This window comes from Marinomonas sp. 63XJN7_9_ISO-PGPR-S23-217 (assembly GCF_056173515.1).
In genome coordinates this window covers 3,369,849-3,383,264 of record NZ_CM149678.1, presented here as the reverse complement: position 1 = coordinate 3,383,264, position 13,416 = coordinate 3,369,849, and the positions used below count along the sequence as shown (strand labels likewise).

Annotated in this window: 12 protein-coding genes; 7 read left to right on the top strand and 5 right to left on the bottom strand. The window is 43.8% G+C overall.

Annotation, left to right across the window (positions count from 1 at the left end; all coding sequences use genetic code 11):
• Nucleotides 1-2: 2 nt before the first annotated feature.
• The 3 genes from AC0VYI_RS15860 to AC0VYI_RS15850 form a co-directional block, all read right to left on the bottom strand.
• A complete protein-coding gene (locus AC0VYI_RS15860) occupies nt 3-941 on the bottom strand; it encodes an ABC transporter permease (RefSeq protein ID WP_199474526.1) in 939 nt (312 codons plus the stop codon).
• Nucleotides 938-1,918, bottom strand: coding sequence for an ABC transporter permease (locus AC0VYI_RS15855; RefSeq protein WP_199474527.1), 981 nt, complete (start codon nt 1,916-1,918; stop codon nt 938-940). The genes AC0VYI_RS15860 and AC0VYI_RS15855 overlap by 4 nt, the downstream gene beginning before the upstream one ends.
• A gap of 76 nt (nt 1,919-1,994) precedes the next feature.
• Nucleotides 1,995-3,536, bottom strand: coding sequence for an ABC transporter substrate-binding protein (locus tag AC0VYI_RS15850; protein WP_475444037.1), 1,542 nt, complete (start codon nt 3,534-3,536; stop codon nt 1,995-1,997).
• Nucleotides 3,537-3,803: 267 nt separating this feature from the next.
• On the opposite strand from AC0VYI_RS15850, the gene AC0VYI_RS15845 reads away from it, so the two are divergent.
• From AC0VYI_RS15845 to AC0VYI_RS15820, 6 genes are all read left to right on the top strand, one after another.
• Nucleotides 3,804-4,373 carry an acyl carrier protein phosphodiesterase gene (locus tag AC0VYI_RS15845; protein WP_475444034.1) on the top strand — a complete coding sequence of 190 codons (570 nt, stop codon included), beginning with the start codon at nt 3,804-3,806 and terminating at the stop codon, nt 4,371-4,373.
• Nucleotides 4,374-4,717: 344 nt separating this feature from the next.
• Nucleotides 4,718-5,713, top strand: a complete 996-nt coding sequence (gene ylqF, locus AC0VYI_RS15840) for a ribosome biogenesis GTPase YlqF (protein WP_475444032.1) — start codon at nt 4,718-4,720, stop codon at nt 5,711-5,713.
• A gap of 11 nt (nt 5,714-5,724) precedes the next feature.
• Nucleotides 5,725-6,105, top strand: a complete 381-nt coding sequence (locus AC0VYI_RS15835; protein ID WP_199474531.1) for a YacL family protein — start codon at nt 5,725-5,727, stop codon at nt 6,103-6,105.
• Nucleotides 6,106-6,173: 68 nt separating this feature from the next.
• Nucleotides 6,174-6,773: a hypothetical protein gene (locus AC0VYI_RS15830; protein ID WP_199474532.1), complete on the top strand. Its 600-nt coding sequence runs from the start codon at nt 6,174-6,176 to the stop codon at nt 6,771-6,773.
• A 142-nt stretch (nt 6,774-6,915) separates the two neighbouring features.
• Nucleotides 6,916-9,267: a fatty acid cis/trans isomerase gene (locus AC0VYI_RS15825; protein ID WP_475444030.1), complete on the top strand. Its 2,352-nt coding sequence runs from the start codon at nt 6,916-6,918 to the stop codon at nt 9,265-9,267.
• A 236-nt stretch (nt 9,268-9,503) separates the two neighbouring features.
• Entirely contained in the window at nt 9,504-10,508 is a 1,005-nt protein-coding gene (locus AC0VYI_RS15820) for an LLM class flavin-dependent oxidoreductase (protein WP_475444029.1), read from the top strand.
• An 81-nt stretch (nt 10,509-10,589) separates the two neighbouring features.
• Here the strand turns inward: AC0VYI_RS15820 and AC0VYI_RS15815 are convergent, their stop codons facing one another.
• Both AC0VYI_RS15815 and AC0VYI_RS15810 read right to left on the bottom strand, forming a co-directional pair.
• Nucleotides 10,590-11,519 (bottom strand): lysophospholipid acyltransferase family protein, encoded by a 930-nt coding sequence (locus tag AC0VYI_RS15815; RefSeq protein ID WP_475444027.1) that lies wholly within the window; start codon nt 11,517-11,519, stop codon nt 10,590-10,592.
• Nucleotides 11,512-12,222: a 3-deoxy-D-manno-octulosonic acid kinase gene (locus AC0VYI_RS15810; protein WP_475444025.1), complete on the bottom strand. Its 711-nt coding sequence runs from the start codon at nt 12,220-12,222 to the stop codon at nt 11,512-11,514. Before AC0VYI_RS15810 ends, AC0VYI_RS15815 begins: the two co-directional genes overlap by 8 nt.
• A gap of 163 nt (nt 12,223-12,385) precedes the next feature.
• Here AC0VYI_RS15810 and AC0VYI_RS15805 point away from each other — a divergent pair, with 163 nt between their 5' ends.
• Entirely contained in the window at nt 12,386-13,411 is a 1,026-nt protein-coding gene (locus AC0VYI_RS15805; protein ID WP_475444023.1) for a glycosyltransferase family 9 protein, read from the top strand.
• Nucleotides 13,412-13,416 lie beyond the last annotated feature (5 nt).

Sequence of the window (13,416 nt, the reverse complement as noted above, 5' to 3'; positions counted from 1 at the left end):
AGTTAATCCCTGTACGTCCTTGGGTTGAGATAGCTTCGAAGCCAATCACCTAATAGGTTCATCACTAGAATTAAGACAATTAGGGCAATACTGGGAAAAATACAAATCCACCAAGAGCCAGAAAACATGTAATTAAACCCTGCCGATATTAGCGAACCCAGAGAGGGGTCAGAGGAAGGCATACCGAGCCCTAAAAAGGATAACGCGGCCTCAGTTGCGATAGCGCTGGCTATTTGCACGGTGAAAATGATTAAGACTGGCGATAGGGTGTTAGGTAAAATGTGCTTGAACATGATGCGTTTCGTACCAATGCCCATAATACGGGCTGCATCAACGTATTCCTTTTGCTTTTCGGCTAATACTGAAGCCCGTACGGTTCGAGCGAAAATTGGCCACTCTGCTAACCCAATGACTAAAATCAACATTAGCATGGCCAGCTGCTGATAAAGTTCTACACCAAATAGTGTCTGAAAAATGGCCAAAAAAACGATGGCTACCATCATGGTGGGGAAGGATAGTTGAACATCGGCACAACGCATCAAAAAATTATCAATACGCCCACCTAAGTAGCCTGCAGTTAAACCAATACATATGCCTAATGTGACTTGGATGAGAACCGCACAGATCCCGATGGTTAGCGAGAGTCGAGTGCCATACAAAATAACGGATAATAAGTCACGTCCCTGAGCGTCTGTGCCAAGTAAAAAACGCGGGTCGCCACTGATCCAGCTCGGTGCAATCTCTGCGTTATTCAAGTTCATAAAGTTAGGGCTGTTAATATCATAAGGCGCAAGTAACGGCGCGAATAACGCGATAATGCAATAAAAAATAAACACAGCTAGGGCCAAGGTTGCCAACTTATCCCCTAGAAAACCGGACCAGATACGCTGCCATCGACTACCAGCAGAAGGGTGAACAATGTCCTTTTTTAAGTAGCTCATAATCCATGATTCTCTAATTTAACGGTTGGGTTCACCAAACCATAGATGAGGTCAACGACTGTATTGGTTGTCACAAAGATGCCGCCTACGACCATTAAATAGGCAGAGATGAGCGGCGTATCAACTCTGCTCACTGCATCTATGAATAAAAACCCCATACCGGGCCATTGAAAAATGGTTTCCGTTAGAATGGTATAAGCAATCAGTGTCCCAGCTTGAATCCCCCCAACGGTGATAACGGGGAGCATGGTATTTTTCAGGGCATGGATAAAATAAATACGATTGGTTGATAGCCCTTTGGACCAAGCAAAGCGAATGTACTCTGAGTGCAGTACTTCCATCATTTCTGAGCGTATTAAACGAATAAAAATGGGCATTAGAGCAAAGGCCAGAGTAATGCTGGGAAGCATTAGGTGGTGTAGGCCACTTTTCGTGAAAAGGCCACTTTTCCATATGCCAAATACATCAACAGTGTGTCCACGGCCAAAGCTTGGCGCCATATGCAGTTGAATAGAAAATACGTAGACTAAAAATATGCCAACAATAAAAATGGGCACAGACAGGCCAAGGGTACTAAACGCCATAATCAGACGAGACAATAGACTGCGAGGACGGATGGCGGCGTATATGCCAAACGGGGTGGCAAAAATAGCCACTAATATAATCGCACAAAAAGCCAACTCTAGTGTCGCGGGCATTCTCTCAAATATAAGATCCAGTACTGGTTTTTTGTAGTAATAGGATATGCCAAAATTACCATGGGCAGCGTTTTTTAAAAAATGCCAATATTGCACTGCAAAACTATCATTCAGGCCAAGTTCTTGTCTGAGGTGTGCTCGTTCGGCGGGTGACACTGTCATACCGACCATTTGTTGGACTGGGTCGCCCAGCTTTCCTTGTATAGCAAAGCTGATCACGCTAATGGTGAGCATGACAAAGAAGGCTTGTATTAAGCGACGAAAAAGGAAAGCGAGCATCAGTCCTTTGGAACTCCATGTTGTACGAGCATATTAATGAAACTCATAAAGTATTATGTCATCGGTATCATGTTGGCTAGTTTGACTTAGGGGGCGTTATGACCAAGTCCCCTAGATGGGGGTAATTCTGCTCATTAACGATGTCTTTTATTCCTATGTTGTCCTTCGCTGCCCATGTTAGGTCTTGCCAATAAAGCGGAACCACCGCAGCAGAGTCTGCCACTTTGGTTTCAATGTCTTGCAAGATTTTCGTGCGTTTCTTGAGATTCATTTCCCGGTTAGCTTGAGTGATTTCACTGTTGATACCAGGCACACAATATTCGCTGGCATTATAAGCACCTAAACCGGATTTGGCATCAGGACAAGCGGTTAAAAACTCAAATAAATTATTTGAGTCCATCGTATCTGATTGCCAGCCAAGCATCATAATATCGGCGGCACGAGCATCATATTGTTGAAAATATTGCGCTTTTGGCAGTGTTTTTAAATCGACTGTAATATGCAGCCTGCCAAGCATAGCAGCGACGGCTTGTGCGACTTTCTCATCGTCCATATAGCGATTATTTGGAGCCATCATGCTGACTCGAAACCCATGTGGGTAGCCTGCTTCTTTCATCAATTGCAATGCTTTTTTCAGATTGTATTCAGGTTTGATCGTATCCACATAGCCTAAAAGGGAGCTAGCGCTTAGTTGTCCTGCGGGTCTGGCATACCCTCTCAAGATTTTTTTGACAATGAGTGGTTGGTTAATCGCTAAGTTGATGGCCTCTCGAACTCGAATATCACGGAATTCTTTACGGCGTTTTTGGTTCAGTTGGAGCAATAACAAGCGGCTGGTTGGTAAGGTAATGACTTGTATGTTATCGGCTTCTTTTGCACGGGCAATGTCTACCGGGGAAACGGGAAAGATAAAGTCCACATCACCAGACAACAGGGCGGCTAAACGAGTCGAATCATTTCTAATGGGGGTCAATATCAGTTTATCGACATTGCCTTTTGATTTTGTGTCCCAATAATCTTTATTACGGACTAACACCATACGTACGCCTGGATCACGTTCTTTGATGATAAAAGGGCCTGTTCCTGAGGTATGTTGTGAAGCAAAAGTGCGGCCAAATTTTACAATTTGGTCTCGCCCTTCATAGAACTTTTTGTCCATAGGGAAGACATAGGTCAGGATATTGAGTAGCAAAGGGGTTGGGTGATTACAATGTATATCAACCGTGTATTCATTGACCTTGGTGACCGAATCAATAGAAGTGAACAAGGCGCGAAAGTCTGGTGAACGTTTTAAACGATCAATAGTGTAGACCACATCTTTTGCCGAAAAGAGATTGCCGTTATGGAAGTGAACATTCTTGCGTAAGTAGACTCGAGTTGTGGTTGGCGATATTTGCTTCCAGCTTGTCGCAAGCCGTGGTTGAATTTTTCCATCTTGTGTCCAACGCACTAATGGATCAAAGACCATGTGTGAAAACTGTAACGTGCTTTCGGAAAGTTGTTCTTGCGGGTCCAAGGAAATTGGCTCAGAGTCGAACGCCATGCGTAAGGTGGCAGCAGGCAGAGTATGGCTAATAAGAAGTGCCAAGAAAGACACCAAAAAGGCAAAGTATCTCATTATTCAGTACTCCTATTTATGCGCTATCTACTGCGCGTGGGTATATCGGTGCGAAATATGGGGTGCTGGCTGTATTGCCCGTTTTTCAACATTGAGCCATTCAGATGAACCAACTTGATGATGTTGAGAAACTGAGAAGAAGTTTGTCCAAGCAGTTAACACACTATAATGTCAAAAAATGAGCGCGAAATACAGCAAATAAGAAGATATTACACACTTTGATTGTGTGACAATTCGCCATGATCAGTCGCTTGAAAGGAATGTAGCTTGAATTACTTTGCACATTTACATATAGCAGAACGGACTCAAACCTCATTTGCGGGGAATTTGTTGGGGGATTTCTCTGTCCAGGTCGATACTCTGCCAGACGATTTATTGAAAGGTTGGCGTCTGCATCAAAAAGTGGATGTGATGGTGGACGAGCATGAGCAAAGTGCTTTGTTTCGTTCTATGGCACGAACCGGTCGGCGTCGTTTTGCGGGCATTGTTCAAGATATTGTGATGGATTATTGGCTGATTCGCTATTGGACGCAGTTCAGTGATATACCTCTACCCCTTTTTTGTCAGCAGGCCGTTATGGCATTGATGGCGGATGTTCATCGTTGTCCTGAGCGTTTGCAAAGAATGATTTTTTCTTTAGAGCAACATAACTGGTTGGCTGATTTAGGCACACAGCAAGGTGTGGAGAATGCCATTCGTTCCATCATGAGGCGTTGGCGTCATGGCCAACATTTGCAGCCTTTTATTGAGGAATTACCAGAGGTATTGGCTCAGGGAGAAACGCCTTTTCTGCGACTGTATCCTGATTTACTAGCATTTGTTGATCGCCAAGCATAAAAAAAGCCAAGGCCACACACAGCCTTGGCTAATCGGGGCACAAAGGCCCAATCGAGAGAATATCCTCATGGCGCTGTGGCATTTGTTTGACTAAAAATGCGTCAGGCCACTCGGATAAGGTCTATCTTAAAGAGACGAGTATTTTTTGTTTTGATGTAGATCACAAAAAGATTCAGCCAATGGATAAAGGCGTAATTGATGATGATTATTCGCAGAGTCCTTAACAATTTGTTTTTTAAAAAAGTGGGGCCATATATTAAGAGGACTTATTCACACCTTCTCGAAGAAGTTGTGATAGACTGCTCAGCCGCAAAAATAGATGCAATACAGAGAGGTAAACAGGGGTGAGCGTTCAGTGGTATCCAGGACACATGAACAAAGCGCGTCGAGAAATCGAACAGGTGATGACGCAAGTCGATGTGGTCATCGAGGTGTTGGATGCGCGCATTCCAGATTCAAGTCAAAATCCAATGTTAACAACCTTGCGAGCAGGCGTGCCTGTGCTGCGTTTGTTGAATAAAAAAGATTTGGCCGATAAAGCACGTCTTGCGTTGTGGCTAGAGCACTGGCAGGGGAATGATACGATTTTAGCTCACCCTTTTTCGACTCAGGATAAAGCCGATGTGGCAAAGATTGCTCAATGGGTGAGTCAGTTGGTACCACACCGTGGCACGGCGGAAAAACCGATACGTGCTATGATTGCTGGCATTCCAAATGTTGGTAAATCCAGTTTGATGAATGCTTTATTAGGCCGTCGCGTTGCAAAAGTTGGCGATGAGCCTGCTGTCACAAAAGCGCAGCAAAAGTTAAAAGTGACAAATGGTTTTGTTTTACTGGATACGCCAGGCATTCTTTGGCCTAAAATAGAGAATCCAGACGCCAGTTATCGTTTAGCGGTTACCGGTGCGGTGCGTGATACGGCGATTGATTATGAAGATGTGGCCTTAGTTGGCTTGCGCTTTTTTATTAAGGATTATCAAGACGCATTAGTAACGCGCTACAAGCTTAAAGACTTGAGTAGCGATCCTTATGAAGTATTAAAAGTGATTGGCTCTAAGCGCGGCGCGTTACGAGCAGGTGGCAAAATAGACATGCATAAGGCAGCTGAAGTGTTTTTGAACGATGTAAGAACCGGTGCGATTGGCCCTTATGTAATGGAAACTCCTGAGATGATTGCTTATGAAGAGCAATTGGTAGGAGAGGCGAAGGCCAAAAAAGAAGCAGAAAAGCAGGCTCGATTGGCAGCTGCCATACCGCAGCGTCAGCAGGAAAAAAACCGAGAATACCGAAACCAACAAGCCCAACAGCAGGATGCTAAAGCAGGTGATGAGACTGAGTGAGGTTTAAGGCTATGGATTATAATATTGCCTTTGATCAGGATGAAAATTCCTATCGTATTTATACAGATTATGAATTTGCGGCCATTGCAGAATGGGTGGCATTGTATTTAACAGGTAAGGAAGATATTCAGCGGGTCTTAATGGCCACTACATTGGCGGAATCTGAAAAGGAAACCACCAAAATGAAATATGGCCCTTTCGATGTGTTGATCAACGAAGAGGGAGTCTCAGTATCACGGCAAGTTGACTGGGACTCAGCCGCTGAAGAAATCAAAGCCATGTTTGATACGCAAGAGAGTTTTTACCAAACGTCTTCCGATGGTGTTCAAGCGGAATGCGGACTAGAAGATTTTATGGATTTATTAGAAAATTGGTATGATGTGTTGCAATAGTTGTTCGATACGTTGGCTGGGTTTACACTAGCGCCTGTTTATTCTTTTTACGCATTAAGGGAGCCGATATGCTCATCGAATTGGAAAAAGCCCGTGCCCGAAATAATGTTGTCCGCATTTTTCGTGAGGATTTAGACGGTCCAGATAATTGGACGGACGGCTTTGTTGTGGATGCCAATGAGGAGATGGTATTACTCCAATTAGTGGATGATGGTGTTCATCTAAATGGCTATCAAATTTTATTTTTAGAAGACATTAGTGATTTTGTTCATCCGGCTCCTTTTAATGATTTTCAAAAACGGGTTTTGGCGCTCCGCGGTGAAGAAGTTGAAGATCCAGAGGTGGATTTAGATGATTTAGCAGTTTTGTTGATTGATATCAGCGAGGAATATGGTCTTGTGACCTTGCACCGTGAAGAGGTCGAACCTGACAGCTGTGAAATTGGTCGTGTCGTAAAAGCCGATGCGGTGACCTATGAGCTTGAAGAAATAGGATCGGATGCACGCTGGTTCGATGATACTTTTGAATACGATCTATACGACATTACGCGTATTGAGTTCGGTGGCGCTTACGAAGAAGCTCTTATCATGGCAAATGATGATATGGGGGATGACGCTTACGAGCTTGCCGATGAATATGAAGATGATGGTTTGCTTGTAGAAGAATAGCTAGCGGGTTACAAATTGTAAGAAAACGCCCATATTATGGGCGTTTTTTTTGTCTTCGTGCTATGTTCTTTTTTTATAATCGGGACTGGGTTTAGTGGTGAGAATTTTCTGACTACTCATTTATTGTATTAGGACTGTTCTTATGCCAAGGGCGTTGATCGTTGTTCTTTGTGTTTTGCTTTTTTCCGGCTGTGCGCTATTTGCCAGTCAGCAATTAGATAGTAGTTTCGGCGTGGAAAAAGTCGCAAATCGTGAAGGTCAGTCGGTTTCGGAAGCCGATGCTGAATTTTATAATGATCAGGTTCGCCCTATATTGGATAACCGTTGTGTCACTTGTCATGCCTGTTATGATGCCCCTTGCCAACTAAAATTCACTGCGCCTGAGGGGATTGAGCGGGGCGGTTCAAAAGAGTTGGTGTACGATGGCACACGCCTGCTTGCGGCGACGCCCACGCGGCTTTTTATTGATGCGCAAACGACTCAACAATGGCGTGATAAAGGTTTTTACCCCGTTTTAAATGAACGCAGACAGTCACCTGCAGCCAATTTAGACGGTAGCTTAGTGTATCGTGCGATAGCCTTACGAAAAAAACAGGGGAATTTTACCCAAGCCGTTTTGTCGGATGATTACGACTTTTCCATTTATCGTAATCAACAGTGTCCTACCATAGAAGAGTACTCTTCTTTCGAGCATGACTTTCCAAAGTGGGGGATGCCATATGGCCTTCCTGCCTTAACAGATAATGAATTTAATATTTTAGTCCGTTGGCTTGCGTCAGGCGCCAAAATGCCTGCTGCTAAACCGCTTCCTAAACTTATTCAACAACGCGTGACTTTGTGGGAAAGCCGATTAAATGGCAATACACTAAAAGAACGTTTGGTAGATCGTTATATTTACGAACATATATTTTTGTACAGTTTGTATTTAGACAAAGATAGTGACATCCGCTTTAAGTTAGTACGATCAAAAACCCCCCCCGGCGAACCGATTGATCGCATTGCGACGCGTCGCCCCTATGATGATCCTGGTGTAAAGCGTGTGTATTATCGTTTATGGCGAGATCCTGAAGTGAAAGTCCAAAAGAATCACATTCCTTTTGAACTGAATGAAACCGTGTATAAACGCTGGCAGTCCGATTTTTATTCTCAGGATTATAAGGTAACGAAAGATCCAGGTTATTCGCCTGAGGTTGCGACCAATCCCTTTAAAGCATTTGCTCAGCTGCCAGTTGGTGGACGTTATCGCTTTATGCTTGACCATGCTCAAGACACTATTATGTCGTTTATCAAAGGGCCGGTTTGCCATGGGCAAGTCGCTGTCAATGTGATTAATGATCATTTTTGGGTGTTTTTTGTGAATCCTGAAAAGGGCATTAATCAGGAAACAGCGAAGTTTCTAGAGACACAAGTACAACATTTAGATCTGCCAGCAGAAAGCAGTAGTAATGCATTGCCTTTATCTTCATGGGTGCGTTTTTCCCAGCAACAAAAAGAGTATTTGTCGGCTAAGGCGAAGCTGATTGATAACAATTTAGGTAATAAAATTCCACTTAATCTGAGCTTAATCTGGAACGGTGATGGCCACAATGAGAATGCGGCTTTAACGATTTTCCGGAATTTTGACAATGCCAGTGTGGTTAAAGGCTTGGTTGGGCAAGATCCCAAAACGGCTTGGGTGATTGATTACCCCTTATTAGAACGTATTCATTACTTGTTGGTGGCCGGATTTGATGTTTACGGAAATGTTGGTCATCAATTAAATACTCGCTTATACATGGACTTCTTGCGTATAGAGGGTGAAATGAACTTTTTGATGCTCTTGCCCAGGGATGAGCGTTCGACTATTCGCCAGTATTGGTATCGTGGTGCGAACCAGACAATTAAGGATTATATTTTTAGTGCTTACTTTAAGATCAGTGCTCAGTCGCAGATTCATTATACGACGTCTCACCACGAGGCTGAATTATTTAATAAATTGAAAGAGCGGTTGGCTAAGGTGCTTAACCATGCTTACGATTTGGATGAAACAAATTTGTCTGAGCATGACATTGCATTACTGAAAAGTTTGCAAACATTGCAAGGTAAAGGTTTGCAGTATTTGCCGAACACTGCGTTGGTGTTAGTAACGACTCATGGTAAGCCAAAAGAGTTGTTAACGCTGATTTTAAATCAGGCGCATAGTAATATTTCAAGTTTATTGAACGAGTCGGCCACACGTTTACCTTCTGAAGACACAGTAACAGTGACAAAAGGTGTCATTGGTGATTATCCAAACCTCTTGATGCGGGTAGAAGAAAGTGATATTCCGGATTTGGTGCATAGAGTTTCAGCTTTGCAAACGCGAGAGGATTTCACCCAGTTAGTGAATCAATATGGGATACGTCGTACTAACCCAGCATTCTGGACGGTGAGTGATGAAATTGCTGAGCTGAATAAAGAAGAGCGGCCTCGGGCCAGTGGTATTCTGGATTACAATCGACTAGAAAACCGCTAATTTTTCGATAGATCAAAACTGATATCGCTAGCGTGTAGATATGGGCTCATGGCTTAACGGCTTTGGGCCCATTTACTTTGTTGGAAACGCCTTCTTGGATATAAGCGGTTCTTTGTTTGATTTTATTCTTATATATCGAAATATTTCGAACTTACACTTTTTCTGCAAACTCGTAGACTTGTCTATTGGTAATTGTCCCCAATTTAAGATGTATAAAGATTAAACGGATATATATTATGATACCTTTTTCCATACTTGATTTGTCGCCGATAGGGCAAGGCAAATCCATTTCAGAATCCTTCTCTTTGAGCTTAGCAATGGCTCAAAGGGCAGAAACTCACGGTTATCAGCGTTACTGGCTGGCAGAACATCATGGGATGTCTGGTGTTGGAAGCTCTTCCCCTGCTGTTTTGCTATCTCATATCGGCGCGGGTACCTCGACCATTCGGTTGGGAGCTGGTGGCATTATGTTGCCGAATCACGCGCCATTGGTTGTGGCCGAGCAGTTTGGTACCTTGGCGGAGCTGTATCCAAATCGAATTGATTTGGGGTTAGGTCGAGCCCCTGGGACAGATATGCTCACTGCGCGAGCATTACGTCGTAATATGCAGGCCTCTGTTGATGACTACCCGCAGGATGTGCAAGAGTTAGAACGTTTGTTAGGGGACGGGCCTTTTGATAAAGGTATTGTTGCCGTGCCGGGCCGACAGACGAATGTGCCACTTTGGTTACTAGGGTCAAGTTTGTATAGTGCGCAAGTGGCTGCCGAGTTTGGTTTGCCTTATTCCTTTGCTTCTCATTTTGCCCCAGATCAATTGATGCAAGCTTTGACGGTGTATCGACGACACTTTAAACCCAAAAAAGAGGGGGATAAGCCCTATACAATGGCTGGCATTATGGCGGTGTTGGCCGATACACAAGAAGAAGCGGATTACCTGTTCACTTCTGCTCAGCAACAGTTTGTTAATTTACGCCGTGGTGGAAACCATGCTTTTCCTGCTCCGGTTGAATCGATGGATACGATTTGGTCTCCCAGCGAAAGTCATATGGTGTCCCATGCGTTGCAATTTGCTGTGGTGGGGACGAAAGCCTCAGTAGCACATCAACTCAGTAGTTTTATTGAAAAAACGGAGATTGATGAGTTGATTATCTCGTTTCCTATTTATGATGGTGAGAAACGACTCGCGTCTCTTGGTTTGATGTCCGAGTTGCGTCATGAAATGGCGGATTATGTGGCTTAACGGCTAGTCTGCTCCCTTTATAAATAAACGCCTTACGGGCTTCCCTGTAAGGCGTTTGTTGTTTTAAATAGATAAATTTGACTACATGGTATCGTACGGCGATGGATCACCTTGATTCACCGGGGTTTTAAAGCGGCGGTGAGACCATAAGTATTGCTCTTTTTTGTTCTCAATGGCTTTTTCCATCAGTTGGTTAATGATGGTGGCGTTGATAACATCATCATCCGTTGGATAATCCGGTACTTCGCTAAAGCGATAAGTATAACCCGTCTTTGTACGACCATAATCCAATAACAGCACTGGGGCTTTAGTCATTTTCGCAATGCGTCCAATATGAGAGATGGTCGCGCATTTGCGTCCAAAGAAGGGGGCAAATACCGAATGTTTGCGGCCATAATCTTGGTCAACCGCGTACCAGACGGGTTTGTTTTGTTTAAGTGATTTGAGAACTTCGCGCATATCCGAGCGCTCAATGGTTTTGCTATAAACCTTTTTACGCTGATGTTCCATTACCCAATTAAAAACAGGGCTATTTTGGCGCTTATAAATAGGGTGGAGGTCTAAGTGACTGGCGATTAAGGTGCCACATAAATCCAATGGTGAAAAATGGCCACTGATTAAAATACAGCCTCTGCCTGCTTCGAGGGCTTTATCCACCACATCTTGAGAGTCAAACTCCACTCTCGGCAATAATTTTGATGCAGGCTGATACCAAGCATCGAAGGTTTCCAATAAGCCTTTGCCAGCACTGATAAAGTGTGCTTTGGTAAGGCTCTCACGTTCTTGCGCATTCATTTCTGGGTAGCAAATTTTAAAGTTTACATCGCATATATGGCGACGTTTGCGTGCCAGTTTGTATACTAACAAGCCAAGGTATTTTCCAAGGGTTTGTTTGGCTTGCCAGGGTAAAAAGCTGATTAAATAGGTGATGCCCATGACGATCCAAGTGAACCAATATTTGGGTGCTAATAATTGCTTCAAAGTTAAGTCTTTCGTGCTTTTATCAGCCACGATATCCCTCCAGTAAGTCGTGCCACTGCTCGTCAGAGACGGTAAAGTGAGCATATTTTTGTGATTCTTTGTCGATAGAGCGCTTGAGGCGGTCTAGGTTCTTTTGTGGCCACTCTTCATTAATAGGTCGTTGATCGCATTTATCAAAGTCAATCACCCATACCTTTTTGTTATCATCGATCATGATGTTATGGCAATTTAGATCAGAATGGTGAATGCCATGATCGTGGAATTGTCTGATCACTCGACCAATGTCATGCCAATCTATTTCATGGCTAAAGCCGTCTTTTAGTATGTCAAAAAGATCTTGCGCACAATCAATGGTTTCCGTAATCAGGGTGGCTTTGTAGTAACCTTTTTTAACGCTATAGATACCACCGATGGGTTTTGGTACAGGCAATCCCATATCTCGCATGGTTTCTAATAAGCTTAGCTCTAGCCAAGGGCGTGTTTTTTTATGCCCTGAAAAAAGGAAATACGATTTGTTAAATTTGGCAACTAATCCACCACGGCGGTAGCGTCGCATAACAAACTGACCGTAGTTACTGATAATAAACCAGACGGCACCGCGACCTTGGGCCGTACCTGTGAGCGCGCCCTGTTTTTTCCAATAGTCTGGAGTGAACCAGTTGGTGTCTATTGGCAAGGACGTATCGCTGGTTAACAATACGGTATGAGCATCAATAATGTGTGTATCAGGCATAACTCTCGCTTGAAAATGATACGGATTAAGAATTTGTTGTTCGCATTAATGGTTCTGGTGCGAGACTCTATTATGTCGTTTTCTTTTTGCGGATTATTTTCGACACATTCAAAGCTGGCTATTCTATAATACTCGCCGATTTTAAACAGCCTTTGAGGACAAGATGACACAAGAAAGCATTCAACGTATCGCCGTCGTTCGATTATCCGCTTTGGGGGATGTGTGTCATGCGATGTCTGTGGTCAGTGCAATTCAGAAGCGTTACCCTCAAGCATCCATTACTTGGATAACAGGGCCAGCCGAAGCACAATTGGCTCGGCTTATTCCCAATATCGATGTCCGTGTCTATGACAAAAAATCCGGTTTCAAGGGAATGTTTGCATTAGGAAAGTCGTTAAAAGGGCAAGAGTTTGATGTCTTACTTCATATGCAATGGTCATTGCGTGCCAGTCTGTTAACGCGTGTATTAAAAGCAAAGCGTCGTATTGGTTTTGCTCGGTCTCATTCACGAGAAAAACAACATTGGTTTGTGAATGAATTAGCCCCTGAGCCAAGTGGCAAACATGTGTTGGATGCTTTGATGTCTCTTGCCTGCGCTATTGATGTGCCTGAGCAAGCGCCTGTGTGGCATGTGGACATCCCGCCTAGTGGTCTTGATCTACCTAAGCGTTATGTGGTGGTGAATCCATGTGGTTCAAAAGTGACAAAAGATTGGACACTGGAAGGCTATCGAACCTTGATTGCTTCGTTGTTAGAAAACCACATCGATGTGGTCGTGACAGGGGGGCCGAGTAAGCGTGAGGTGCAGGTTTGTCAGGCGGTAAGCGAGGGGTTTGATGTGCTGAACCTCGTGGGACAGACGAGTATTACCTCGTTGTTTGATGTGATTCAGCGTGCTGAATTGGTTATTAGTCCCGATACTGGTCCTGCGCATATGGCCACTGTGGTGAATACACCTGTCATTGCCTTGTTTGCTTTATCAAACCCAATGCGAACAGGGCCTTATAATGATCAAGAGAACGTCGTGAGCGTTTATCGTGAATTGGTCGAAGAGGAAAAGGGTAAGCCTGTGGAAATGCTGCCTTGGGCAACGACGGTTCATCGTGAGGATGCGATGGCACAATTACCAATAGATCGTGTGATGAAAAAGATCAACAAGGTGATTCGCCAATTGGATTTGGTTAGTTAGTGTGT

What these genes read in the sequence shown, in the direction of transcription:
- AC0VYI_RS15860 (WP_199474526.1), bottom strand. Translation starts at nt 941, where the DNA reads ATGAGCTACTTAAAAAAGGACATTGTTCACCCTTCTGCTGGTAGTCGA.
- AC0VYI_RS15855 (WP_199474527.1), bottom strand. Translation starts at nt 1,918, where the DNA reads ATGCTCGCTTTCCTTTTTCGTCGCTTAATACAAGCCTTCTTTGTCATG.
- AC0VYI_RS15850 (WP_475444037.1), bottom strand. Translation starts at nt 3,536, where the DNA reads ATGAGATACTTTGCCTTTTTGGTGTCTTTCTTGGCACTTCTTATTAGC.
- AC0VYI_RS15835 (WP_199474531.1), top strand. Translation starts at nt 5,725, where the DNA reads ATGGATTATAATATTGCCTTTGATCAGGATGAAAATTCCTATCGTATT.
- AC0VYI_RS15830 (WP_199474532.1), top strand. Translation starts at nt 6,174, where the DNA reads ATGCTCATCGAATTGGAAAAAGCCCGTGCCCGAAATAATGTTGTCCGC.
- AC0VYI_RS15825 (WP_475444030.1), top strand. Translation starts at nt 6,916, where the DNA reads ATGCCAAGGGCGTTGATCGTTGTTCTTTGTGTTTTGCTTTTTTCCGGC.
- AC0VYI_RS15820 (WP_475444029.1), top strand. Translation starts at nt 9,504, where the DNA reads ATGATACCTTTTTCCATACTTGATTTGTCGCCGATAGGGCAAGGCAAA.
- AC0VYI_RS15810 (WP_475444025.1), bottom strand. Translation starts at nt 12,222, where the DNA reads ATGCCTGATACACACATTATTGATGCTCATACCGTATTGTTAACCAGC.
- AC0VYI_RS15805 (WP_475444023.1), top strand. Translation starts at nt 12,386, where the DNA reads ATGACACAAGAAAGCATTCAACGTATCGCCGTCGTTCGATTATCCGCT.